The 23,352-nt window shown below is 59.0% G+C and carries 21 protein-coding genes; 18 read left to right on the top strand and 3 right to left on the bottom strand.

Annotated elements, in window-relative coordinates; translation table 11 throughout:
• Positions 1–5 precede the first annotated feature (5 nt).
• A complete protein-coding gene (locus tag B9Z39_RS06370; protein WP_108301086.1) occupies positions 6–713 on the bottom strand; it encodes a VOC family protein in 708 nt (235 codons plus the stop codon).
• 61 nt (positions 714–774) lie between these two features.
• Here B9Z39_RS06370 and B9Z39_RS06365 point away from each other — a divergent pair, with 61 nt between their 5' ends.
• On the top strand, positions 775–1,551 hold the full coding sequence (locus B9Z39_RS06365; RefSeq protein ID WP_108301229.1) for an RNA pseudouridine synthase: 777 nt from the start codon (positions 775–777) through the stop codon (positions 1,549–1,551).
• Between the two features lie 49 nt (positions 1,552–1,600).
• Here the strand turns inward: B9Z39_RS06365 and B9Z39_RS06360 are convergent, their stop codons facing one another.
• Positions 1,601–2,149: a C40 family peptidase gene (locus B9Z39_RS06360; protein ID WP_108301085.1), complete on the bottom strand. Its 549-nt coding sequence runs from the start codon at positions 2,147–2,149 to the stop codon at positions 1,601–1,603.
• 159 nt (positions 2,150–2,308) lie between these two features.
• On the opposite strand from B9Z39_RS06360, the gene B9Z39_RS06355 reads away from it, so the two are divergent.
• The 9 genes from B9Z39_RS06355 to B9Z39_RS06315 all read left to right on the top strand — a co-directional run bounded on the left by B9Z39_RS06355 (position 2,309) and on the right by B9Z39_RS06315 (position 14,783).
• Entirely contained in the window at positions 2,309–2,911 is a 603-nt protein-coding gene (locus tag B9Z39_RS06355) for an isochorismatase family protein (RefSeq protein WP_108301084.1), read from the top strand.
• Positions 2,912–3,005: 94 nt separating this feature from the next.
• A complete protein-coding gene (locus B9Z39_RS06350) occupies positions 3,006–4,901 on the top strand; it encodes a propionate--CoA ligase (protein WP_108301228.1) in 1,896 nt (631 codons plus the stop codon).
• A gap of 177 nt (positions 4,902–5,078) precedes the next feature.
• Positions 5,079–7,943, top strand: a complete 2,865-nt coding sequence (locus tag B9Z39_RS06345; RefSeq protein WP_100148057.1) for a 2-oxoglutarate dehydrogenase E1 component — start codon at positions 5,079–5,081, stop codon at positions 7,941–7,943.
• A 42-nt stretch (positions 7,944–7,985) separates the two neighbouring features.
• On the top strand, positions 7,986–9,224 hold the full coding sequence (gene odhB / locus B9Z39_RS06340; protein WP_100148058.1) for a 2-oxoglutarate dehydrogenase complex dihydrolipoyllysine-residue succinyltransferase: 1,239 nt from the start codon (positions 7,986–7,988) through the stop codon (positions 9,222–9,224).
• A 111-nt stretch (positions 9,225–9,335) separates the two neighbouring features.
• On the top strand, positions 9,336–10,763 hold the full coding sequence (lpdA, locus tag B9Z39_RS06335; RefSeq protein ID WP_100148059.1) for a dihydrolipoyl dehydrogenase: 1,428 nt from the start codon (positions 9,336–9,338) through the stop codon (positions 10,761–10,763).
• Between the two features lie 123 nt (positions 10,764–10,886).
• Positions 10,887–11,984, top strand: coding sequence for a cell division protein ZapE (zapE, locus tag B9Z39_RS06330; RefSeq protein WP_108301083.1), 1,098 nt, complete (start codon positions 10,887–10,889; stop codon positions 11,982–11,984).
• Positions 11,981–12,529, top strand: a complete 549-nt coding sequence (locus tag B9Z39_RS06325) for a hypothetical protein (RefSeq protein ID WP_108301082.1) — start codon at positions 11,981–11,983, stop codon at positions 12,527–12,529. Before zapE ends, B9Z39_RS06325 begins: the two co-directional genes overlap by 4 nt.
• The gene (locus B9Z39_RS06320; protein ID WP_100148062.1) at positions 12,526–12,732 is read left to right on the top strand and encodes a YdcH family protein; all 207 of its coding nucleotides are present in this window, start codon (positions 12,526–12,528) and stop codon (positions 12,730–12,732) included. The genes B9Z39_RS06325 and B9Z39_RS06320 overlap by 4 nt, the downstream gene beginning before the upstream one ends.
• The gene (locus B9Z39_RS06315; protein WP_108301081.1) at positions 12,732–14,783 is read left to right on the top strand and encodes an ATP-dependent DNA helicase; all 2,052 of its coding nucleotides are present in this window, start codon (positions 12,732–12,734) and stop codon (positions 14,781–14,783) included. The genes B9Z39_RS06320 and B9Z39_RS06315 overlap by 1 nt, the downstream gene beginning before the upstream one ends.
• On the opposite strand, the gene B9Z39_RS06310 is transcribed toward B9Z39_RS06315, so the two are convergent.
• The gene (locus B9Z39_RS06310; protein ID WP_233248933.1) at positions 14,755–15,561 is read right to left on the bottom strand and encodes an outer membrane protein assembly factor BamD; all 807 of its coding nucleotides are present in this window, start codon (positions 15,559–15,561) and stop codon (positions 14,755–14,757) included. The genes B9Z39_RS06315 and B9Z39_RS06310 overlap by 29 nt on opposite strands.
• An 80-nt stretch (positions 15,562–15,641) precedes the next feature.
• On the opposite strand from B9Z39_RS06310, the gene B9Z39_RS06305 reads away from it, so the two are divergent.
• From B9Z39_RS06305 to ispG, 8 genes are all read left to right on the top strand, one after another.
• Complete coding sequence (locus tag B9Z39_RS06305; RefSeq protein ID WP_233248932.1) at positions 15,642–16,625, top strand: RluA family pseudouridine synthase; 984 nt, start codon at positions 15,642–15,644, stop codon at positions 16,623–16,625.
• A gap of 176 nt (positions 16,626–16,801) precedes the next feature.
• A complete protein-coding gene (gene scpB, locus B9Z39_RS06300) occupies positions 16,802–17,575 on the top strand; it encodes an SMC-Scp complex subunit ScpB (protein ID WP_100148065.1) in 774 nt (257 codons plus the stop codon).
• Positions 17,565–18,812, top strand: coding sequence for a pseudouridine synthase (locus tag B9Z39_RS06295; protein WP_108301079.1), 1,248 nt, complete (start codon positions 17,565–17,567; stop codon positions 18,810–18,812). The genes scpB and B9Z39_RS06295 overlap by 11 nt, the downstream gene beginning before the upstream one ends.
• 112 nt (positions 18,813–18,924) lie before the next feature.
• Positions 18,925–19,350: a nucleoside-diphosphate kinase gene (gene ndk / locus B9Z39_RS06290; RefSeq protein ID WP_100148067.1), complete on the top strand. Its 426-nt coding sequence runs from the start codon at positions 18,925–18,927 to the stop codon at positions 19,348–19,350.
• A gap of 47 nt (positions 19,351–19,397) precedes the next feature.
• Positions 19,398–20,528, top strand: coding sequence for a 23S rRNA (adenine(2503)-C(2))-methyltransferase RlmN (gene rlmN, locus B9Z39_RS06285; RefSeq protein ID WP_108301078.1), 1,131 nt, complete (start codon positions 19,398–19,400; stop codon positions 20,526–20,528).
• Positions 20,525–21,355, top strand: a complete 831-nt coding sequence (pilW, locus tag B9Z39_RS06280; RefSeq protein ID WP_108301077.1) for a type IV pilus biogenesis/stability protein PilW — start codon at positions 20,525–20,527, stop codon at positions 21,353–21,355. The genes rlmN and pilW overlap by 4 nt, the downstream gene beginning before the upstream one ends.
• Complete coding sequence (locus B9Z39_RS06275; RefSeq protein WP_108301076.1) at positions 21,352–22,014, top strand: RodZ family helix-turn-helix domain-containing protein; 663 nt, start codon at positions 21,352–21,354, stop codon at positions 22,012–22,014. Before pilW ends, B9Z39_RS06275 begins: the two co-directional genes overlap by 4 nt.
• Positions 22,004–23,257, top strand: a complete 1,254-nt coding sequence (gene ispG, locus B9Z39_RS06270) for a flavodoxin-dependent (E)-4-hydroxy-3-methylbut-2-enyl-diphosphate synthase (protein ID WP_100148071.1) — start codon at positions 22,004–22,006, stop codon at positions 23,255–23,257. The genes B9Z39_RS06275 and ispG overlap by 11 nt, the downstream gene beginning before the upstream one ends.
• The last annotated feature ends 95 nt before the right edge of the window (positions 23,258–23,352 follow it).

Below are 23,352 nucleotides of genomic sequence, written 5' to 3'. Positions count from 1 at the left end.
CGCTCTCAAGCCCCCAAGCTTTGCAGCTGCACCAGGCCTTTGGGGGTTTGCAGCGTGGCCAACAAGTTGGCCGGGCCTTCCGCCACCGTCACGCCCTCTAAGCCAATCGCGTCATAGGCGGCTTGCAGCTTGGCCGCGCTGGGGTGTGTCACGGCCACACTTTGCAGGCTCACTCCTGAGCGCGGCAGGGTGTTGCGGGGGTGCAAACGCATCGGGTCGGTGGCCTCAGGCTTGCCCCACTGAATCAGGCTGGGCAGGGTGCCGTCGAACAGGCGTTGGCCATCGGCACGCACGCTGATTTGCCAGTTCAACACCCCTTTGGACGTGCGGCGGCTGGCCGACACGGCGGGTCCACGGTCAATGCCTTGCATGCGCAGCGCCATGCGTGCGGCTTGCATGTCAGGGGTGTTGACCACCCAGTGCACCAAGCGGGGCTCGGTTTTGACGGCGGCTTGCAGGGTGGCGTCGTCCATGTCAAACCAACGCGTCGGCTGCATTTTTTTGGGCCGCACCGCGTGCGGGTTGATGGCGATGATTTCCAAATACGCGGTGGGATAAGCCGGGGTGGCAATTTTGAACAGGCGGTTGTGGGTGCCGTATTTGTCGTGTTCGCCGCCGGGGCCGGGTGTCACACCCAAGGTGGCCTCGCACCATTGCACGCCCATTTCCAAGTTGGCGGCCAACACCACCAAGTGATCCATCTGTGTTTTCATGGGCACACCTTACCATTGGGGCCTGCGCTTTCAGCGTGCTTTGGTTAAAAACATCTCTTTCATGCATCCCACATCTTCTGACGGCGAACGCCTGTCCAAACGCGTCATGCAACTGCGTGCCTGTTCTCGCCGCGAGGCCGAGCAATACATCGAGGGCGGTTGGGTCAAGGTGGATGGCGTGGTGGTGCAAGAGCCGCAGCACCGCGTGAGTACCCAGCAGGTCAGCATCGACCCTAACGCCAGTTTGCTCAACCTGACGCCTGTCACCCTGATCCTTCACAAACCCGCCGACTGGCTGGATGGCCGTGAAGAAGACAAACCTACGCGTCACAAAACAGCCCCCAAGAATCTGCGCAGCGTGTTGACCCCGGCGCACCGCAGCACGCAAGACCGCAGTGGGGTGCGCCTGCTCAAACCCCACTTGCGAGATTTGCAATTCAGTGTGCCGCTGGAGCAGGGCGCGAGTGGCTTGGTGGTGTTCACCCAAGACTGGCGCACCCAACGCAAACTGATGGAAGACATGGCCACCATGGAGCACGAGTTGATGGTGGATGTGGTGGGTGAGGTCACGCCCGACATGCTGCGCCCCATCGAGCGTGCTTTGAAAGACGAGCGACTTCGCTTGCCTCAGGCCAAGATCAGCCTGAGCAGTTCATCGCCCGAGCGCAGCAAATTGCGCTTGGCGGTGAAGGGCTCGCACTTAGGACTGGCGTCGTACCTGTGCGAGTTGGTGGGCCTTGAAATTTTGGCGTTGCGACGCCTGCGTTTGGGGCGAGTCAACTTAGGCGATTTAGAGCCAGGAACCTGGCGCTACATGGCCAGTGACGAACGTTTTTAAGCGTGTCAGCGTATTCAAAAAAACCAGCGCTGCTGGCTAGGCCAACGGCTCAGTTGTTGGAGGCGTCGTTTTTTTCAGCTCCTGCCACACGCCGCGCACCGGTGAAGCGGCGCTCCCAATAGGCTTGGCGCATGTCTTCCACCCGCACTTGCTGGCCAGGTTTGGGGGCGTGAATGAACTTGTTGTCCCCCACATAGATGCCCACGTGGCTGAACTTTTGGCGCATGGTGTTGAAGAACACCAGGTCGCCGGGTTCTAGGTCTTTTCTGTCGATTTTTTCAGTCGCTGCCGCTTGATCGCGGGCGCGGCGGGGCAACACCAAGCCCACGCTTTGTTCGAACATCGAACGCACAAAGCCGCTGCAATCAAATCCTGTGTCAGCGTTTGTTCCACCACGGCGGTAGGGCACACCCAAAAAGCCCATGGCATTGACCACCAATTCAGAAGCTTTGTCGCCCACCGTATCCCGCAACTGGGCCATTTGGGCCAACACGCCACGGTCAGACAGGTAGCGCTCAATGTCGTCCGCCGCATTGTTGCTGGGCGCCGCATGGGCGCTGGCAACACAGCAAATGACGAGGAGGGCGCGTTTGAACATCGTGCCATTCTAACGTGCTCAGGTTTTTTGCAAGATCCAGAACTTATCGCTAAGTATTTGATTTCATTAGGGTTAATCCTTTTGTGTCGGCGTTGGGTAGGTGCCGAGCAACAACATCGTCGATACTTGCAGCTGTTTTAAATCTAACGAATACCCCGTATGTTGCTCGATGACCAAGACTCTCAACTCGTGCTGGTGGACTACCAAGCCCGCCTGATGCCAGCCATTCATGAAGGAGACCTGGTGTTGGCAAATGCCATGCGCTTGGCCCAGGCTGCACATTGGATGGAAGTGCCCACATGGGGCACCGAGCAAAACCCAGAAAAGCTGGGTCAAAACCCTGCCGAGTTGCGTGCTTTGTGCCGTCGCACCTTGCCCAAGATGAGTTTCAGCGCCTGTGCCGAAGGTTTGGTGGAGGTGTTGCGGCCCGCTGCACGTGCTGCCGGTGGCAACGCCCGCAGTTTGCCCAAGCACTTGCAAAAAGCCGTGCCACAAGACCCCAGCCGCCAAAGCATCGTCATCGCGGGGGTAGAGGCCCATGTGTGTTTGCTGCAAACGGCGTTGGAGTTGTTGGAAGAAGAGTTTGAGGTGTGGGTGGTGACCGATGCCTGCGGCTCACGCACCGAACGCAATCGCGATGCCGCGTTTGACCGCCTGGCTGGTGCTGGCGCTGAGCTGGTGACCACCGAGATGGTGCTGTTTGAGTGGTTGCGCACCGCTGAAGCGGACCCGTTCAAAGAAATTCAAGCATTGATCAAATAATCCAGCGCGGCAGACAGGCGCAAAGTCAGCTTGCTGCAAGTCCAGTCTTCTCATAATTATGAATTCAGTATGACGTCATAGAGGAGACATGAGCATGGTTGCGTACGCAGATTTTCACCGCCGTTCCATCGAGGACCGCGATGCGTTTTGGTCCGAACAGGCCCAGCACATCGACTGGAAAACACCCCCTCAGCAAATCTGCGACTACAGCAACCCGCCTTTTGCCAAATGGTTTGTCGGCGGCACCACCAACCTGTGCCACAACGCGGTGGACCGTCATCTGAAAGACCGCGCCGACCAGCCTGCGCTGATCTTTGTGTCGACCGAGACCGACCAAGAAAAAATTTATACCTACCGCGATCTGCATGCCGAAGTGCAGCGCATGGCCGCCATTTTGAAAGACCTGGGCGTGGTCAAAGGCGATCGGGTGCTGATTTACATGCCCATGATCGCTGAGGCGGCGTTTGCCATGTTGGCTTGTGCCCGTATGGGTGCCATCCACTCGGTGGTGTTTGGGGGCTTTGCCTCGCACTCGCTGGCCACACGCATTGAAGATGCGTCGCCCAAAGTCATCATCAGCGCCGACGCCGGTTCACGTGGCGGCAAAGGCGTGCCCTATAAGCCCTTGTTGGACGAGGCCATCAAGCTGTCGGCGCACAAGCCCAGTCACGTCATCATGGTCGACCGCAAGCTTGCGGCCTTCAACCCAGTGGCTGGGCGCGATGTGGACTACGCCACCGAGCGCGCCAAGCACATGGACACCCAGGTGCCCTGCGAGTGGGTGGAGTCCACCCATCCCAGCTACACGCTCTACACCTCGGGCACGACGGGCAAGCCCAAAGGCGTGCAACGTGACACGGGCGGCTACACCGTGGCGCTGGCCGCCAGCATCCCCCACATTTACCAAGGCAAGCCCGGTGGCACTTTCTTTTGCACCAGCGACATTGGTTGGGTGGTGGGCCACAGCTACATCATCTACGGCCCACTGATTGGTGGCATGGCCACCATCATGTACGAAGGCTTGCCCATCCGTCCCGATGGGGGCATCTGGTGGAGCCTGGTTGAAAAGTACAAAGTCAACGTCATGTTCAGTGCGCCCACGGCCATTCGCGTGCTCAAAAAGCAAGACCCGGCGCTGCTCACCAAGTACGACCTCTCGAGCTTACAAGCCCTGTTCTTGGCAGGCGAGCCGCTGGATGAACCCACGGCCAAGTGGATTTCCGAAGGTTTGGGCGGCAAACCCATCATCGACAACTACTGGCAAACCGAAACTGGCTGGCCCATTCTGACCATCTGCAATGGCGTGGAAAAAGCCCCCAGCAAGTTTGGCTCGCCTGGCAAAGCGGTCTATGGCTACAACGTCAAGCTGGTGGACGACCAAACAGGGCTGGAGTTGACCGGTGCCAATCAAAAAGGCGTGCTGACCATCGAAGGTCCGCTGCCCCCAGGCAACCTGCAAACCATATGGGGGGACGACAAGCGTTTCGTCAGCACCTACTGGAACACCGTGCCCAACAAACTGGTGTACAGCACTTTCGACTGGGCGGTGCGGGACGAAGATGGTTACTTCTTCATCTTGGGTCGCACCGACGATGTGATCAACGTGGCCGGTCACCGCCTAGGCACCCGTGAGATCGAAGAGAGCATTTCCAGCCACCCCAACATCGCCGAAGTCGCGGTGGTCGGTGTGGCCGACCAGCTCAAAGGCCAGGTGGCCATGGCTTTCGCCATTGCCAAAGACGCCTCGGCCCTGGGCGACCCTGCTGCGCGCTTGAAGCTCGAAGGCGAGGTCATGAAGGTGGTGGACTCGCAACTCGGCGCGGTGGCGCGTCCATCGCGGGTGTTGTTTGTCACGGCCTTGCCCAAAACGCGCAGCGGTAAATTGCTGCGTCGCGCCATTCAGGCGGTGTGTGAAAAGCGTGATCCGGGTGACCTGACCACCATCGATGATCCAACGGCCTTGAAGCAAATTCAGGATCAAATAGCCTGACAGCAGACTGAATCCCACACAAATAAAGATCGCGGGCACGCCGCGGATCGATGGCACAATGTTGGATGTTTTCAGGCCCTTCCAGCCACTAACGCATCCGCCAATCGGTTCAGCCGTGTCGCGGAAGGTTTTTTTCAACCAGCTAATGTTCCCTGAAGGGGAACGGAGGTCAGCGCAATGAGCGAGACAAACGTCTACCAAGCCTATTCAGGCAACACCTATCTGTTCGGGGGCAATGCTCCGTACGTCGAAGAGATGTACGAGAACTACTTGGCCAACCCCGGCAGCGTCCCAGATTCTTGGCGTGAATACTTCGATGCACTGCAGCACGTGCCCGCAGTCGATGGCACCCATGCCAAAGACGTGCCCCACTTGCCCGTCATCAACGCCTTTGCTGAGCGCGCCAAAGCTGGCGGCACCAAGGTGGTCATGGCCAGTGCCGACGCCGAAATGGGCCGCAAGCGCACCGCTGTGCAACAACTCATTGCCGCTTACCGCAACGTCGGCCAACGCTGGGCTGACCTCGACCCCTTGAAGCGCACCGAGCGTCCGGCCATTCCTGATCTCGATCCCTCTTTCTACGGCTTCACCGATGCCGACCAAGAAACCGTGTTCGACACCAGCAACACCTTTTTTGGCAAGAACAACATGTCCTTGCGCGAGCTGCTCAATGCACTGCGCGAAACCTATTGCGGCACCTTGGGTGCTGAGTACATGTACGCCACCGACCAAGGTGAAAAGCGTTGGTGGCAACAAAAGTTGGAAAGCATCCGCAGCAAGCCCAACTTCAATGCCGACAAGAAAAAGCACATCCTCGATCGCTTGACCGCCGCTGAAGGCTTGGAGCGCTACTTGCACACCAAGTACGTGGGGCAAAAGCGCTTCTCGCTCGAAGGTGGCGAGAGCTTCATTGCATCCATGGACGAACTGATCCAACTCGCGGGCGCCAAGGGCGTACAAGAAGTGGTGATCGGCATGGCCCACCGTGGCCGCTTGAACGTGTTGGTCAACACCATGGGCAAGTTGCCTGCGGATCTGTTTGCCGAGTTCGACCACACCGCACCCGAAGAATTGCCTGCCGGTGACGTGAAATACCACCAAGGTTTCAGCTCTGACGTGAGCACCGCGGGTGGTCCCGTGCACCTGTCGCTGGCGTTCAACCCCTCACACCTGGAAATCGTCAACCCTGTGGTTGAAGGCTCTGTGCGCGCACGCATGGACCGTCGTGACGACCCCACGGGTAGCCAAGTGCTGCCTGTGTTGGTCCACGGCGATGCCGCTTTTGGCGGCCAAGGTGTCAACCAAGAAACTTTTGCATTGGCCCAAACCCGTGGTTATTCCACGGGTGGCACGGTGCACATCATCATCAACAACCAAATCGGTTTCACCACATCAGACCCCCGTGACATGCGCTCCAGCGTGTTCTGCACCGACATCGTCAAGATGGTCGAAGCACCGGTCTTGCACGTCAACTCCGACGATCCTGAGACCGTGGTGTTGGCCACGCAGCTGGCGCTGGAATACCGCATGGCCTTCCGCAAGGACGTGGTGGTCGACATCGTGTGTTTCCGCAAGTTGGGCCACAACGAGCAAGACACCCCAGCGCTGACCCAGCCGCTGATGTACAAAAAAATCACAGCCCACCCTGGCACTCGCAAACTGTTTGCCGACAAATTGGCGGCTCAAGGTTTGGGTGACGGTTTGGGCGACGAGATGGTCAAAACTTACCGTGCCGCTTTGGACGCTGGCAAGAACACCACCGACCCTGTGTTGACCAACTTCAAAACCAAGTTCACCGTGGACTGGGCGCCTTTCTTGGGCAAGAAGTGGACCGACGCGGGCGACACCGCCATCCCAATGGCCGAGTGGAAACGCTTGGCTGAGCGCGTGACACACATCCCTGAGTCCGTCACCCCGCACCAGTTGGTGAAAAAGGTGTACGACGACCGCGCTGCGATGGGCCGTGGTGAAGTTCCTGTGGATTGGGGTATGGGCGAGCACATGGCGTTCGCCTCCTTGGTGGCCAGCGGCTACCCGGTGCGTCTGTCGGGCGAAGATTGCGGCCGTGGCACTTTCACCCACCGCCATGCCGTGATTCACGACCAAAAGCGTGAAAAGTGGGATACAGGCACCTATGTGGCCTTGCAAAACGTGGCTGACAAACAAGCCCCGTTTGTGGTGATCGATTCGATCTTGTCTGAAGAAGCTGTGCTGGGCTTTGAATACGGCTACGCCTCCAACGACCCCAACACCATGGTGATCTGGGAAGCCCAGTTCGGCGACTTCGCCAACGGCGCCCAAGTGGTGATTGACCAGTTCATTGCCTCAGGCGAAGTCAAGTGGGGCCGCGTCAACGGCCTGACCTTGATGCTGCCACACGGCTACGAAGGTCAGGGCCCAGAGCACAGCTCGGCACGCTTGGAGCGTTTCATGCAATTGGCGGCTGACACCAACATGCAGATCGTGCAGCCCACCACGGCCAGCCAGATCTTCCACGTGTTGCGTCGCCAAATGGTGCGCGACTTGCGCAAGCCTTTGATCATCTTCACACCGAAGTCGCTGCTGCGTAACAAAGACGCCACATCGCCTGTGTCTGAGTTCACCAAAGGCAGCTTCCAGACCGTGATTCCTGAGAACAAAGCGCTCAAGGCCGACAAGGTCAAACGCGTGTTGGCTTGCTCAGGCAAGGTCTACTACGACTTGGTGAAAAAGCGCGAAGAGTTGGGTGCTGACGACGTCGCGATTTTGCGCGTGGAACAGCTCTACCCCTTCCCGCACAAAGCCTTTGCGGCCGAACTCAAGAAATACCCCAACGCCACTGAGTTGGTGTGGACGCAAGACGAGCCACAAAACCAAGGTGCTTGGTTCTTCGTGCAGCACTACATCCACGAGAACATGAGCGCAGGTCAAAAACTGGGCTACTCAGGTCGTGCCGCTTCGGCGTCGCCTGCTGTGGGTTATTCACACCTGCATCAAGAGCAACAAAAAGCGCTGGTTGAAGGCGCGTTTGGCAAGCTCAAAGGCTTCGTGCTGACCAAGTAAACCTCGTTCCAGAATAAAGAAACAAATCCAGAAAGAATTCATATGGCTATCGTAGAAGTCAAAGTTCCGCAGTTGTCCGAGTCCGTGGCCGAGGCCACCATGTTGCAGTGGAAAAAGAAAGTCGGTGACTCTGTTGCGGCTGACGAAATCCTGATCGAAATCGAAACTGACAAAGTGGTGCTCGAAGTGCCCGCACCTGCCGCAGGTGTGTTGGCTGAAATCGTGGTGGCCGATGGCGGCACCGTGGCTGCTGAGCAGCTGATTGCCCGCATCGACACCGATGGCAAAGTGGCTGCTGTAGCGCCCGCCGCTGCACCTGCCGCAGCCCCAACTGCAGCGGCACCTGTGGCCGCTACAGCTGCTGCATCCACCAGCAAAGCCGGCGTGGCCATGCCCGCTGCTGCCAAGCTGATGGCCGACAACAACCTGGCTGCTGGCTCAGTGTCTGGCACCGGCAAAGATGGCCGCGTCACCAAAGGTGATGTGTTGGCCGCCGTGGCTGTTCCAAGCGCCATTCCGACGGGCGCACCCACCAAGGCATTGCCACAAGTGGCTGCTCCTGCTGCCGTGAACTTGGGCGATCGTCCTGAGCAGCGCGTGCCCATGACACGTTTGCGTGCGCGCGTGGCCGAGCGTTTGTTGCAGTCGCAGTCGACCAACGCCATCTTGACCACCTTCAACGAAATCAACATGGCCCCGGTCATGGAGATGCGCAAGCGCATGCAAGAGCGTTTCGAAAAAGAACACGGCGTCAAGTTGGGCTTCATGAGCTTCTTCGTCAAGGCAGCGGTGCATGCCTTGAAGAAATTCCCCGTGTTGAACGCCTCGGTCGATGGCAACGACATCGTCTACCACGGCTACTTTGACATCGGTATCGCCGTGGGTTCGCCCCGTGGTTTGGTGGTGCCTATCCTGCGCAACGCCGACCAAATGAGCTTTGCCGACATCGAGAAAAAGATTGCTGAATTTGGTGCCAAAGCCAAAGACGGCAAGCTGGGCATGGAAGAGATGACCGGCGGCACCTTCTCCATCAGCAACGGTGGCACCTTCGGCTCCATGATGTCGACCCCGATCATCAACCCACCCCAATCGGCCATTTTGGGCGTGCACGCGACCAAAGACCGCGCCATGGTGGAAAACGGCCAAGTGGTGGTTCGCCCCATGAACTACTTCGCCATGTCCTATGACCACCGCATCATCGACGGTCGCGAAGCCGTGCTGGGCTTGGTCGCCATGAAAGAAGCACTGGAAGACCCAGCACGTCTGTTGTTTGACATCTAACCACCCCCGTTTACGGCGCACTGCGTGTCGCCGAATCCCCCCTCGAGGGGGCCAACCCAGCGGCCTGGCCAAGCCAGTTCCGCGGGTTGTTTGAAACATCAAAGGACGCATATGAGTAATCAATTTGACGTGGTCGTCATCGGCGCTGGCCCCGGTGGCTACATCGCCGCCATCCGTGCCGCCCAGCTGGGCTTTCAAGTGGCTTGTATCGATGAGTGGCAAAACGCAGCCGGTGGTCCAGCCCCTGGCGGCACATGCACCAACGTGGGCTGCATTCCTTCCAAGGCTTTGCTCCAATCGAGCGAGCACTTTGACCATGCCAACCACCACTTTGAAGAGCACGGCATCAGCGCCACTGGCGTGAAGATGGACGTGACCAAGATGATTGCCCGCAAGGACAATGTCGTGAAGCAAAACAACGACGGCATCTTGTACCTGTTCAAAAAGAACAAGGTCACGTTCTTCCACGGTCGTGGCAGCTTTGCGGCCAAGGCCGAAGGCGGCTACGAGATCAAAGTGGCCGGCAAAACCGAAGAGTCCATCACCGGCAAACACATCATCATCGCCACGGGTTCGAGCGCACGCGCTTTGCCTGGTGTGCCGTTTGACGAAGTGAATGTGCTGTCCAACGACGGCGCTTTGCGCATCGGTGCGGTGCCCAAGAAATTGGCCCTGATTGGCTCAGGCGTGATTGGTTTGGAGATGGGGTCGGTCTGGCGCCGTCTGGGTGCTGACGTCACCATCCTCGAAGGTCTGCCGACCTTCTTGGGCGCTGTGGACGAACAAATCGCCAAAGAAGCCAAAAAAGCCTTCGACAAGCAAGGCTTGAAGATTGAACTCGGCGTCAAAGTCGGTGAGATCAAGAATGGCAAAAAAGGCGTGTCGGTGGCTTACACCAACGCCAAAGGCGAAGCTGTCACGCTGGATGCCGACAAACTGATCGTCTCCATCGGTCGCGTGCCCAACACCACGGGTTTGAACGGTGAAGCCGTGGGCCTGCAAGTGGACGAGCGTGGTGCCATCGTGGTCGACGCTGACTGCAAAACCAACTTGCCCGGCGTGTGGGCGGTGGGTGACGTGGTGCGTGGCCCCATGTTGGCCCACAAGGCCGAAGAAGAGGGCGTGGCTGTGGCTGAACGCATTGCCGGTCAACACGGCCATGTCAACTTCAACACCATTCCCTGGGTCATCTACACCAGCCCTGAGATCGCATGGGTCGGTCGCACCGAGCAGCAACTCAAGGCTGACGGCGTGTCCTACAAGGCGGGCACCTTCCCCTTCTTGGCCAACGGTCGTGCCCGTGCTTTGGGCGACACCACGGGCATGGTCAAGTTCTTGGCCGATGCCAAGACCGACGAAATCTTGGGCGTTCACATCGTGGGCCCTATGGCCAGCGAGCTGATTGCTGAGGCTGTGGTGGCGATGGAATTCAAGGCCTCGGCTGAAGACATCGCGCGCATTTGCCATGCCCACCCATCGTTGAGCGAAGCTACCAAAGAAGCGGCCTTGGCCGTGGATAAGCGCACACTGAACTTCTAAGCCTTATCGGCTCATGTTCAGTAAGGGAACCCGCCAGAGATGGCGGGTTTTTTGATTTAAAAATCCAAGTCAATCAACCCTTCGTACCGAGCCGCGCAAGGTCCAAGGCACAATACCCCCGCTATGTCAGTGCATCAAAACTACCAACGAGAACTCCAAGCCCGCGGCTTTCAAAGCGACCCTGCGCAGTTGCGTGCGATTGACGAATTAGAGCGTTGCGCCACCGAGTGGGCGGCCTACAAAACCAAACGTTCCAGCAAGCTCAAAAAGTTGGTGAACCGTCCGCCCATTCCACGTGGTGTTTACATGTACGGCGGGGTCGGACGCGGCAAGAGCTTTTTGATGGATTGTTTTTTCGATGCTGTGCCGATTCAGCGCAAGACGCGCTTGCACTTTCACGAGTTCATGCGCGAGGTTCATCGCGAGTTGCGCGAACTGTCTGGCACGGCCAATCCCTTGCAAATCTTGGGGCAAAAAATTGCCAAGCGTTACAAGCTGATTTGCTTTGACGAATTCCATGTGGCTGAAATCACCGACGCCATGATCTTGCATCGGCTGCTCGATGCCTTGTTTGACAACGGGGTGGGCTTTGTCACCACCTCCAACTTCAAACCCGACGATTTGTATCCCAACGGCCTGCACCGTGACCGCATCTTGCCGGCCATCGCCTTGTTGAACCAGCAGTTGGAAGTGATCAACGTCGACAACGGCACCGATTACCGCCGTCGTGTGTTGGAGCAGGTCGACCTGTACCACACGCCTTTGGGCCCCCAGGCCGATGCGGCCATGACCGATGCCTTCAACCGCTTGGCGGAGTGCCCTGACGAAGACCCGGTGTTGCACATCGAGTCGCGCGAAATCAAGGCACGTCGGCGCGCGGGTGGTTTGGTGTGGTTCGACTTTAAAACCCTGTGTGGTGGCCCACGTTCGCAAAACGATTACCTTGAAATTGCCACGCAGTTTCACACCGTCATGCTCAGCGATGTGCCTTTCATGCCGGTGAACAAAGCGTCCGAGGCGCGACGCTTCACATGGTTGGTGGATGTGCTGTACGACCGCCGTGTCAAGCTCATCATGTCGGCAGCGGTGCCACCCGAGCAGCTCTACACCGAAGGTCCTCTGGCGCACGAGTTCCCGCGCACCGTCTCGCGTTTGAACGAAATGCAGTCAGCCGAATTCTTGGCGTTGGAGCGCCGCACGGTGGATACGGCGCTGACATGACCCGTGGTTTGATTTTTTGGCTTCTGTGGGCGGCTGCTTGCGCTGCACAGGCGCAATGGCCCAGCGAAGCCGAACGACAGGCCGAAAGCAGTCGACTCGACATGCGACGTCAGCAGTTGGAGGACACCTACAACCAAGACATGCGCCTGTGCTACCAGCAGTTCAATGTGACCAGTTGTCGCTTGCAAGCACGTGACCGTCGCATCGAAGCCAACGTCGAGCTGCGCAAAGAAGAGTTGGCGCTCAAAGACCTGGAGCGACGCATCAAAGCCGAGCAAGCCGCGCAGCGCATGGCTGACAGAAACAACGAAGCACAGCAACAGCAAGCCCAACGTGAACGCGAGCAAGCGGTGCAAAACGCGCAAGCACGTGCGCAACGTCAAGTAGAAAAACAGGCCGAGCACGATGCCAAAGGTGGCGAGCGCGAAGCTTATGAACGCAAACAACGCGAGGCCCAAGCCCACCGTGACAATCTTGAAAAGAAACGACGTGAACGCGACAAACCGCCTGCGGCCCCATTGCCTGTGCCAGGGGCCTCACGATGAGTCATGAAAACCTGCGCTCGCCCGAGCGCCAACTCATTGAGTTGCGCATGGAGCATGCCGATTTGAATGCCAGCATCGACCGCTTGAGTGAGATGGTGCCGCAAGACGAGTTGATGCTGCGCCGACTCAAAAAACGCCGCTTGAGTTTGCGCGATCAGATTCAGCAGATCGAGCGCGATCTCGAACCCAAAGAGCCTGCCTGATGGACAACCCGTTGCGCGACATGGTGCAAGAAGCCTTCGCACCGCTGGGGGTGTTGGCCCGTGCCACGGATCAGTTTCAACCCCGTCAGGGCCAAACCGATATGGCGTTGGCGGTGGCCGATGTGGTGGCACACGGTGGCAGCTTGGTGGTGGAGGCGGGCACAGGCGTGGGAAAAACCTTTGCCTATCTGGTGCCAGCCTTGCTCAGTGGCGAACGCGTGTTGTTGTCCACCGCCACCAAAGCTTTGCAAGACCAATTGTTTGCGCGTGATTTGCCGCGCTTGGTACAAGCCTTGAATCTGCCGGTGCGCTTGGCCTTGCTCAAAGGGCGCAGCAGCTATTTGTGTACCCACCGCCTGGAGATGGCGCGCCAAAGCAGCAGCCTGCCCGACCGCACCACGGTGCATTTGTTGGCCAAAGTCGAAACCTGGTCGCACGCGACCACCACCGGCGACTTGGCCGAACTGCCGGGGCTGGACGAGCGTTCGCCCTTGATTCCGTTGATCACCTCCAACCGCGACAACTGCCTGGGCTCGCAGTGCCCCAAGTTCAAGAGCTGTCACGTCAATGCGGCCCGTCGCGAAGCCCTGGGCGCCGATGTGGTGGTCATCAACCACCATTTGTTTTTTGCCGACATGGCGGTGCGTGAAAGCGGCATGGCCGAGTTGCTGCCCACGGTGCGTGTGGTCATCTTCGATGAGGCACACCAGCTCAACGAAACCGGGGTTCAGTTTTTAGGCCACCAGTTGGGCACCGCCCAATTGCTCGACTTGACGCGGGACATGTTGGCCACCGGCTTACAGTTGGCCCGAGGTCTGGCCGATTGGCAAGGTGTTTCCTCCTTGCTGGAACGTGCCACGCGTGAACTGCGCTTGGTGGCGGGCAAGCGCCCCGGCGCACTCAAGTTGCGCTGGACGGGCGATGCCCCCGAGGGCATTCACCCAGAGGCCTGGAGTTTGGCGTTGCAAGACCTCGGTGCGGCCTGTGTGCAGGCCTTGCGTGCCCTGGAAACCGTGAGTGAGTTGGCCCCCGACTTTGTGCGCATGTTTGAGCGTGTGGCTGACATTGCGCAACAAGTGGATGCCTTTTTGAAGCCCTGCGCGCCCGAAGCGGTACGCTGGGTCGATGTGACCGCGTCGCAAATGCGTTTGATGGAGGCCCCATTGGACATTGCCCAGAGCGTGCGCGACAAACTGATGTCCGCCAAACCGCAAGACGCATCCACGTCAGGTGCCACCACCGACGAGCGTGCGCGTGCTTGGGTGTTCACTTCTGCCACGCTGGGCGACGACGAAGGTCTGACGTGGTTCACCGAACCGTGTGGTCTGGAGTCGGCCAAGGTGTTGCGCGTCAGCAGCCCCTTTGATTACCCCAACCAGGCCAGTGTGTATGTGCCGCGCCACGTGGTGCGCCCGAATGACCCGGCGCACAGCGCGCAAGTGGCCCAGTTGGCCAGTGATGCGGTGCGTCGTATAGGGGGGCGTACCTTGGTGCTGACCACCACCTTGCGCGCCTTGCGTGCCATTGGCGAGTTGATGAAGCAGCAGCTCGATGGCAGCGGCATTGAGGTCTTGGTGCAAGGCGAGTGGCCCAAGCGTCATTTGATGGAGCGCTTTCGCGAAGGCGCACAGGCGGGCGAGGGCGGTTGCGTGTTGGTGGCCTCGGCCACGTTTTGGGAAGGCTTTGATGTGCCTGGCGATGCGCTGCAACTGGTGGTGATCGACAAGCTGCCGTTCCCGCCTCCCAACGACCCCTTGGTGGAAGCGCGCAGCAAGCGTTTAGAGGCCCAAGGTCGCAGCGCGTTCAACGACTACTTTGTGCCCGAGGCGGTGGTGGCTTTGAAGCAGGGTGCCGGACGTTTGATTCGCCGCGAAACCGACCAGGGTTTGCTGGTGTTGTGTGACAACCGCTTGGTCACCACGGGCTATGGCAAGCGTTTGATGGCGGCCATGCCGCCGATGCGTCGCTTGGAGAGCGAGGCTGACTTGGCTCAAGCGCTCGAAGCGCTCAAGCTGGCCGCGCTCACCACAGCTTCCACCACGGCTTTTTAGCCGCTGCAGCGCGCTCTGGGTACAAGAGCGTGCTGTCAGGGTAGGTGGTCTCGAGCACGCGGCGGGTGTCGTCGCGCAATTGCTCCAGACCCAAACGGTCATACGACTGCACCATGATGAACAAGGCTTCTTCCACCGCCGGCACATCACGGTATTCATTGACGGTGATCTGGGCTCTGTTGATGGCTGCCACATATGCCCCACGCTTGAAGTAGTAGCGCGCCACGTACACGTTGGAGCGTGCCAGCGAGTTCTTGATGTAGGCCATGCGCAAGCGTGCGTCCGGGCTGTACTTGGAGTCTGGGAAGCGCGTGGTCAATTCGCGAAATGCTTCAAACGAATCTTTGGCTTGCTTGGGGTCGCGTTCAGCCAAGTCTTGGTTGGTCAATGACGAGAAAAGCCCTAAGTTGTCATTGAAGTTCACCACGCCCTTGAGGTAGAGCGCGTAGTCCAGCGCTGGGCTGGCCGGGTGGAGTTTGATGAAGCGGTCGAGCGTGGCCACGGCCTGCACTGGCTCGCTGGTTTTGTACTGTGCCCATGCTTTGTCGAGTTGTGCTTGCTGCGCCAAGGCGGTGCCTGCGGCGCGGCCTTCCAGTTTTTCGTAGTAGCCAATGGCTTTGTCATAGGCACCCGCAGCCATCTCGTCTTTGGCTTCGCTGTAGAGCTTGTCCACGCTCCAGTTCGCGGTGGCATCTTTCTCTGCGGCACAGCCAGACAAAAGAATGGCACAGACCAAGCCGAAAGCCATCCACACCACCGATAATTTGAGTCGTAACACCACAGGCTACTTTCTTGAAGCAAAGACAAACCATTCTATCGGCTCAGCCGCACTCTCTTGTCCCAACCGAGGAGGATGCTTTGCTGGACGACACCGTCGATGTGGTAGACGGCCCCGAAGTGGAATGGCGTGAGTTGGATATTCCGACCACCCTGCACGGCGAGCGCTTAGACCGTGCGCTGGCGATCTTGTTGCCTGAGTTTTCACGCAGTTTTTCTCAGCAGCTCTTGAGCGAGGGTTGCGTCAGCAGTCTGCTGCCTGAGTCCCGGGTGGTCAGCAAGGCTTCTGCCCGCGTACGAATGGGGGAACGCTACCGAGTCACCTTGCGTCCCACACCGCAAAGCCAAGCCTTCAAACCCGAGGCCATGGATTTGAACGTGGTCTACCAGGATGACGACCTGCGTGTGATCCACAAGCCTGCCGGTTTGGTGGTCCACCCCGCCCCTGGTAACTGGAGCGGTACCTTGCTCAATGGCTTGTTGGCCTTGGACCCACAAGCGGTCATGCTGCCTCGGGCAGGTATCGTGCACCGCTTGGACAAAGACACCAGCGGCTTGATGGTGGTGGCACGCAGCCGACGCTGCATGGACGCCTTGGTCACCATGATCGGTGCGCGCGAGGTGCATCGCGAGTACTTGGCCGTGGCCTACCGCACCTGGAATGGCGCGAAGCGTCGCGAGGTGGAGGCTGCGGTGGGCCGTGACTCGCGTAATCGCTTGCGCATGGCGGTGGTCGATTTGACCCGCCAAAGTGGCAAAGAAGCCCACACCACGTTTGACTGTCTGGACACGCAAGACGACGCATGTCTGGTGCAATGCACGCTGCACAGCGGTCGCACCCATCAAATTCGGGTACACATGGCGCACATTGGACATCCCCTGTTGGGTGACTCCTTGTACGCGGGGCCCATGAATATGGGCATTGCCCGCCAAGCCTTGCATGCGTTTCGCTTGAGCTTTGCGCATCCCATCACCGGCCAGCCCATGGTGTTTGAGGCACCTTTGCCAACTGACATGACGTCTTTGTTGGCTGCAATGAAGCTGCACAGTCCTGAACAAGCCTGATTCGGCGTCTGCCAGTACAATCAGGGCTCACGCTTGTGAAAGCGGTGAGCCCTTTGGCTCTGACTTGCGATTGCTCTTAAACCCAGGTGGGCCTCCCCCTGTTGCATTGCCACCCACCGCCCCGAGACAGATTTTCGGGGCCCATCCTTCAATCATGACCCCGGAAACAGCAGACGATGAATACCGTCGATGCCAAGCGTGTCCTTGAGACCGCGTTGATTTGTTCGCACCAACCGCTGCCCGTGCGTGAGCTGCGCGTTCTGTTCCAAGACGCGCTGGGTGCCGACACGATCAAAACCTTGTTGGAAGACCTGCAACAAGACTGGGCCCAGCGTGGCGTGGAATTGGTGGAGGTGGCCACCGGTTGGCGCTTTCAAAGCCGCCCCCAGATGCGCGAGTACCTGGATCGCTTGAACCCCGAGAAGCCCCCCAAATACAGCCGTGCCGCCATGGAAACATTGGCCATCATTGCCTACCGTCAACCGGTGACGCGCGGTGACATGGAAGACATCCGGGGTGTGACCATCAACTCTTTGGTGCTCAAGCAGCTCGAAGACCGCGGTTGGGTGGAGGTGATTGGCCACCGTGAAACCGTGGGGCGTCCCTCCCTGTATGCCACCACGCGCCAGTTTCTGGACGACTTAGGCTTGGCTTCACTGGATCAACTGCCGATCTACGACACCGCGCAAGCGCAGGCCAATGCCTTTGCCCGCTTGAGCGACGAAGCGCCCGAGTCTCAAATGCTGATGGCGCTTGAAGATGCGGTGAATGCCCAGAACAACCCTGTCATCGTTGAAGCCCCTGTCTTGCTGGAGACCGCACTGGCGCAGGTTGACGCCAGTCTGGCTGAGGCCTTGCCCAATGACACCCCCTCATCCGCTGTCACCAGCGAACCGATAGACCCTGTTGAACCTGCCTCAGACGGCGAAGAAGAACCCCATGCATCCTGAAAACCACGACGACGGGGCCACGCTGCCCCACGAGCCGGTGATCGAGTTCGCCGACGTCGTGTCGGGCGAATTTGACGTCGAAGCCACCCGCGAAGACGACCTGCCCAGCAAACGCGTGCTGCTGCCCCAACCCGAGTCGCCCAAGCTGCACAAGGTGTTGGCGCAGTCGGGCATGGGTTCGCGCATTGAGATGGAAAAACTCATTGCCGAAGGCCATGTGTTGGTCAACAACGAGCCCGCCCACGTGGGGCAGCGAGTTCAGTTTGGCGACCAAATCAAGGTCAATGGCAAACAACTCAAAGTGCGCATTGCGCCGCCGCCTCCGCGTGTGATTGCGTACCACAAGCCTGCGGGCGAAGTGGTGACCAATGACGACCCGCAAAATCGTCCGACCGTGTTCCGCCGTTTGCCGCGCCTGTACCAAGGCAAGTGGCAGTCGGTCGGGCGCCTGGACTTGAACACCGAAGGCTTGCTGCTGTTCACCAGCTCGGGCGAGTTGGCCAACCAATTGATGCACCCGCGCTTTGGCTTGCAACGTGAATACGCCGTGCGCTCCTTGGGCAAACTCAGCATGGAGCAAAAGCAACAACTCATTGACGGCATTCAGCTTGACGATGGCCCGGCCCAGTTTGGCTCCATCGAAGAAGGCGGCGGCGAAGGATCTAACTGCTGGTACCGCGTGACCATTTCGGAAGGCCGCAACCGCGAGGTGCGCCGCATGTTTGAAGCGGTGGGCCACGCGGTCAGCCGTTTGATTCGCATTCGTTACGGCGCCATGGTGCTGCCACGTGGCTTGAAACGTGGCGCATTCGTGGAGTTGGGCGAGCGCGACATCCGCGCCCTGATGGAAGCTGCCGGTGCCCAAGCGCCGCTGGAAAGCGGGCCCGCCCACAACCACCGCACCGAGCGCGCCAGCAGCCGTCGTCGCGGCAACAGTGTGGGGCCGCGTCCTTCCTACCCGCGTGCGCCAGAAGAACGCAATACGGGGCCAGAGCGCCTGGTGCGTACCGAACGCAAGCGGGGCGGCAAGAACACGCAGGCACCTGTGCGTGATGCCCAGCCCGATCCGATGAAAACCTCGGTGGGCTACATCGGCGCCGATAGTTTTGACATGGAACGCCAGCGCAAACAAGCCGGCCAGCGAGCCTTCAAAGCAGGTTTGGTGCGAGGTGGCAAACCCGCAACTGGACCGCGTCCGCCTTCAGGCCCCAAGCGTGGCGGGCGAGGTTCGCGCTGATCACCCGCATGCCTGTGGGTAAACCCCTTTGGGCAACGCAGAACGGTTAAAATAGCGGGCTTCGCACTTGACGAACCAAAGTTTCTAAAACAACTCCATAGGAAAAAAGTAAATGACCATCGAACGCACCCTCTCCATCATCAAGCCTGACGCTGTGGCCAAGAACGTGATCGGCCAGATCTACGCTCGTTTCGAAGCCGCTGGCTTGAAAGTGATCGCTGCTCGCATGGCCCACCTGTCACGTGGCGAAGCCGAGGCTTTTTACGCCGTGCACAAAGAGCGTCCTTTCTTCAAAGACTTGGTGGACTTCATGGTCTCTGGCCCCGTCATGATCCAAGTGTTGCAAGGTGAGAACGCGATTTTGAAAAACCGCGACCTGATGGGCGCGACCGATCCGAAGAAAGCTGCTGCTGGCACCATCCGTGCTGACTTTGCAGACAGCATCGATGCCAACGCTGTGCACGGCTCTGACGCCGCTGAAACCGCTGCGGTTGAAATCGCTTTCTTCTTCGCTGGCATGAACGTTTACGGTCACTAAGAGGCAAACGGTGATGCTGCTTTTGGCAGCTTCATCACAGCACACACATGACGGCCAACCTGCTTGACTTTGATCTCGACGGTTTGGCCGTTTTTTGTGAGCGCCTGGGTGAAAAGCGCTTCCGCGCCACCCAGCTGTTTCGCTGGATCCACCAAAAGGGCGCGCAAGATTTTGACCAGATGAGCGATCTGGCCAAGTCCTTGCGTGAAAAGCTCAAAACCTGTGCCCAGGTTCAGCCCCTGACCCCCATTTCGCAACACGACTCTGCTGACGGCACCATCAAGTGGCTGTTCGACGTGGGAGACGGCAACGCCGTCGAAACCGTGTTCATTCCAGAAGATGACCGAGGCACTTTGTGCGTCTCATCTCAGGCTGGTTGTGCGGTGGGCTGTCGTTTTTGCTCCACCGGTCACCAAGGCTTCAGCCGCAATTTGACGGCGGGCGAAATCATTGCGCAGCTGTGGTTTGCTGAGCATTTCCTGCGCAAAAAATTCAACACCACCGAGCGCGTGATCTCTAACGTGGTGATGATGGGCATGGGCGAGCCACTGCAAAACTACCATGCCTTGGTGCCTGCTTTGCGCACCATGCTGGACGACCATGGCTACGGTTTGTCGCGCCGTCGTGTCACCGTATCCACCTCGGGCGTGGTGCCCATGATGGACCGTTTGGGCGACGACTGTCCCGTGGCGTTGGCTGTGTCGCTGCACGCGCCCACTGACGCATTGCGTGACAACTTGGTGCCACTCAATCGCAAGTACCCCTTGCATGAGCTGATGGATGCTTGCCGTCGCTATTTGGCCCATGCACCGCGCGACTTCATCACCTTCGAATACTGCATGCTCGATGGCGTCAACGACCAGCCTGAACATGCCCAGGCCTTGATCGATTTGGTCAAGCCCAAGCGTGGCGCTGGCGAGCCGGTGCCGTGCAAGTTCAACCTGATTCCATTCAATCCGTTCCCAGCCTCTGGCCTCACGCGTTCCAGTGCGGCCACGGTCAAAGCCTTTGCTGAGCAACTCAGTGCGGCAGGCATCATCACCACGGTGCGTAAAACCCGTGGGGATGACATCGATGCAGCCTGTGGCCAGTTGGCAGGGGATGTGAAAGACCGCACCCAAGTCGACGCGCGCATGGCCAAACAGCGCGTGATTTCGCTCACGCAGGTGCCGTCATGAACCGGTCTGGCTTGCACGCTTGCCTGCGTTGGATCGCCATGGCCTGTCTAGGTCTGGTGTTGCTCAACACGGCGGGTTGTGCCACGTCCGAGTCCAACCGTCTCGACGCTTTGACCACACCCGAGCCCGATGCCTTGCGCGTGCGGGCCATGCGTCGCTTGAGCTTGGCCACGGCTTACTTCGAGCAAGGCCAAAACGACGTTGCCCAGCAAGAGGTGAGGGCGGCTTTGCAGATTGACCCCCAGTTTGCCGAGGCGTACAGCCTGCTCGGTCTCATCCACCAGCGCGACAACGCCCCTGAGTTGGCCCAACAAAGCTTTGCGCAAGCCCTGCGCCTGGCCTCTGCTGCCTCACGTCCTGCGGAGTTGGCTGCTGTGCAGCACAACCAAGCGTGGTTTTTGTGTCAACAAAACCGTTTGGACGAAGCACAAGCCCTGTTTGCCCAGGCTTTGGCGCAACCGATGTACCGCCAGCAAGCCAAGACTTGGATGGCACAGGGCCTGTGCCAACAGCGCGCAGGTCGTTTGAGCGAAGCGCGCAATAGTTTGCACACAGCCCTCACGCTCGAACCCAACCACCCCATCGCACGTTACCAACTGGCTGTTTTGGACTGGCAAGTCAGCCACCCAAGCGAAGCACAAGCCACCTTGGCACCTCTCAACAACAGCGCGCAAGCCAGTGCCGCCAGTCTGTGGCTAGGCATTCGTTTGTCCCGTGCCTTGGCGCAGCCCCAAGACCAACAACGATTGTCTGCACAGCTGCTGCAGCGTTTCCCACATTCGGCTGAAGCACAAGCTTTGGCCCAACAGAAATTTGAAGTTCAATGACCCAAGACACCCGCACACCTGCCCCAGACGTCTCTGTTGAGCGGGCTGCCCCTGCTGTGGCCCAAACTGCAGGGGCTGTGTTGCGCAGCTACCGTGAGGCCGATGGTTTGAAACTGGAGGCCCTGGCTTCGACCCTGCGTGTGCCCGTGGCCAAGCTTGAAGCTTTGGAAGACGACCGTTTGGATTTGTTGCCCGATGCTGTGTTTGCTCGCGCTTTGGCGCTGGCGGTGTGCCGCCAGCTCAAATCAGATCCAGCGCCGGTGTTGGCGTTGTTGCCAGGACATGATGTGTCGCGCTTGGCCGTCAAAGACGAGCGTGGCTTGGACAGCCCACTGCACCGTCCTTCGTTGCTGCCACAGTCGAGTTTTTTGGCCATTCAAGGCTTTTTCTCACCCTTGCGTGGGGCTGCAGTGGCCGTGTTGGGGCTGGCCCTGCTGCTGGCGGTTTGGCCTGACATTCAAGTTTGGTTGGGCGGCGCCAAAGAGGTGGCGCCTGCCGCCGCCGTGGATGTGCCTGTTGTGGCCCCTGTTGCTGCGCCTGTGGTGGATGTCATTCCCCCCGCTGAAGTCAATACCGGTCACATGGTGATCACGCCCGTTCAGTCTGCCGCCATCGCGGTGCCTGCACCCTCTGCTTCAGGAGCTGCCAATGGCCGTTGAGTCGCACGCTATTTCGTTGTCGCATCCCAAACCGCGTCGCAGTTTGCAAGCACGCGTGGCCTGGGGTGACCATGTCGTCACCGTGGGTGGCGATGCGCCCGTGCGTGTGCAGTCGATGACCAACACCGACACGGTGGACGCCATTGGCACCGCCATTCAAATCAAAGAACTGGCTTTGGCTGGCTCGGAGATGGTGCGCTTGACGGTCAACACCCCTGAAGCGGCGCAAGCTGTGCCGCATGTGCGCGAACAGCTCGACCGCATGGGCATTCAGGTGCCGCTGATTGGCGACTTTCATTACAACGGCCACCGCCTATTAACCGATTACCCCGACTGTGCTCAAGCCCTGTCCAAATACCGCATCAACCCCGGCAACGTGGGCAAAGGTGACAAACACGACAAGCAGTTTGGCCAAATGATCGAAGCGGCCATGCGCTACAACAAAGCGGTGCGCATCGGTGTGAACTGGGGCAGCTTGGACCAAGAGCTACTGGCTCAACTGATGGATACCAATGCCCAGCGTGCGCAGCCCTTTGATGCCAAGCAGGTGATGTACGAAGCCCTCATCACCTCGGCCATTGATTCCGCCAAGTTGGCCGAATCGATGGGCATGGCGCCCGAGCAAATTTTGCTCAGTTGCAAAGTCAGTGGCGTGCAAGACCTGATCGCGGTGTACCGCGAACTGGCCCAGCGTTGTAACTACCCGCTGCACTTGGGGCTCACCGAAGCTGGCATGGGCACACGTGGCACGGTGGCCAGCGCCACCGCCTTGTCGATCTTGTTGCAAGAAGGCATTGGCGACACCATCCGCGTGTCTCTGACACCGCAACCCGGCGAAGCGCGCACCCAAGAGGTGGTGATTGCTTCCGAAATTTTGCAAGCCTTGGGGCTGCGCGCCTTTGTGCCCAGTGTGACCGCGTGTCCGGGGTGTGGCCGCACCACCAGCACCACCTTCCAAGAGTTGGCCAAAGAAATCGACGACTTTTTGCGCGCCCAAATGCCCGTCTGGCGCAGCCAATACCCAGGGGTAGAGAACCTCAAGGTGGCGGTGATGGGTTGCATCGTCAACGGCCCAGGCGAAAGCAAACATGCTGACATTGGCATCAGCTTGCCGGGCAGCGGTGAGGCACCGGCGGCCCCCGTGTTCATCGATGGTGAAAAGGCCATGACCTTGCGCGGCGAGAACATTGCCCGCGAGTTCCACCAAATTGTTGAAACCTATATCGAAAAACGCTTTGGTTGAACGCCAAAGTGCCATGGAAACACTGTGACTTCAGAGAACGACAAACCCCAAGCACCCGTCGCCAAACCGGCCAAGCAGCAAGCCTTGACCGCCGT

The organism is Limnohabitans sp. JirII-29 (assembly GCF_003063395.1).
Lineage (GTDB): Bacteria > Pseudomonadota > Gammaproteobacteria > Burkholderiales > Burkholderiaceae_C > Limnohabitans.
This window is presented reverse-complemented; position numbering and strand designations above follow the sequence as displayed.

Coding starts and splice junctions, on each gene's coding strand:
- B9Z39_RS06370 (WP_108301086.1), bottom strand. CDS start 713: ATGAAAACACAGATGGATCACTTGGTGGTGTTGGCCGCCAACTTGGAA.
- B9Z39_RS06365 (WP_108301229.1), top strand. CDS start 775: ATGCATCCCACATCTTCTGACGGCGAACGCCTGTCCAAACGCGTCATG.
- B9Z39_RS06360 (WP_108301085.1), bottom strand. CDS start 2,149: ATGTTCAAACGCGCCCTCCTCGTCATTTGCTGTGTTGCCAGCGCCCAT.
- B9Z39_RS06355 (WP_108301084.1), top strand. CDS start 2,309: ATGTTGCTCGATGACCAAGACTCTCAACTCGTGCTGGTGGACTACCAA.
- B9Z39_RS06350 (WP_108301228.1), top strand. CDS start 3,006: ATGGTTGCGTACGCAGATTTTCACCGCCGTTCCATCGAGGACCGCGAT.
- B9Z39_RS06345 (WP_100148057.1), top strand. CDS start 5,079: ATGAGCGAGACAAACGTCTACCAAGCCTATTCAGGCAACACCTATCTG.
- odhB (WP_100148058.1), top strand. CDS start 7,986: ATGGCTATCGTAGAAGTCAAAGTTCCGCAGTTGTCCGAGTCCGTGGCC.
- lpdA (WP_100148059.1), top strand. CDS start 9,336: ATGAGTAATCAATTTGACGTGGTCGTCATCGGCGCTGGCCCCGGTGGC.
- zapE (WP_108301083.1), top strand. CDS start 10,887: ATGTCAGTGCATCAAAACTACCAACGAGAACTCCAAGCCCGCGGCTTT.
- B9Z39_RS06325 (WP_108301082.1), top strand. CDS start 11,981: ATGACCCGTGGTTTGATTTTTTGGCTTCTGTGGGCGGCTGCTTGCGCT.
- B9Z39_RS06320 (WP_100148062.1), top strand. CDS start 12,526: ATGAGTCATGAAAACCTGCGCTCGCCCGAGCGCCAACTCATTGAGTTG.
- B9Z39_RS06315 (WP_108301081.1), top strand. CDS start 12,732: ATGGACAACCCGTTGCGCGACATGGTGCAAGAAGCCTTCGCACCGCTG.
- scpB (WP_100148065.1), top strand. CDS start 16,802: ATGAATACCGTCGATGCCAAGCGTGTCCTTGAGACCGCGTTGATTTGT.
- B9Z39_RS06295 (WP_108301079.1), top strand. CDS start 17,565: ATGCATCCTGAAAACCACGACGACGGGGCCACGCTGCCCCACGAGCCG.
- ndk (WP_100148067.1), top strand. CDS start 18,925: ATGACCATCGAACGCACCCTCTCCATCATCAAGCCTGACGCTGTGGCC.
- rlmN (WP_108301078.1), top strand. CDS start 19,398: ATGACGGCCAACCTGCTTGACTTTGATCTCGACGGTTTGGCCGTTTTT.
- pilW (WP_108301077.1), top strand. CDS start 20,525: ATGAACCGGTCTGGCTTGCACGCTTGCCTGCGTTGGATCGCCATGGCC.
- B9Z39_RS06275 (WP_108301076.1), top strand. CDS start 21,352: ATGACCCAAGACACCCGCACACCTGCCCCAGACGTCTCTGTTGAGCGG.
- ispG (WP_100148071.1), top strand. CDS start 22,004: ATGGCCGTTGAGTCGCACGCTATTTCGTTGTCGCATCCCAAACCGCGT.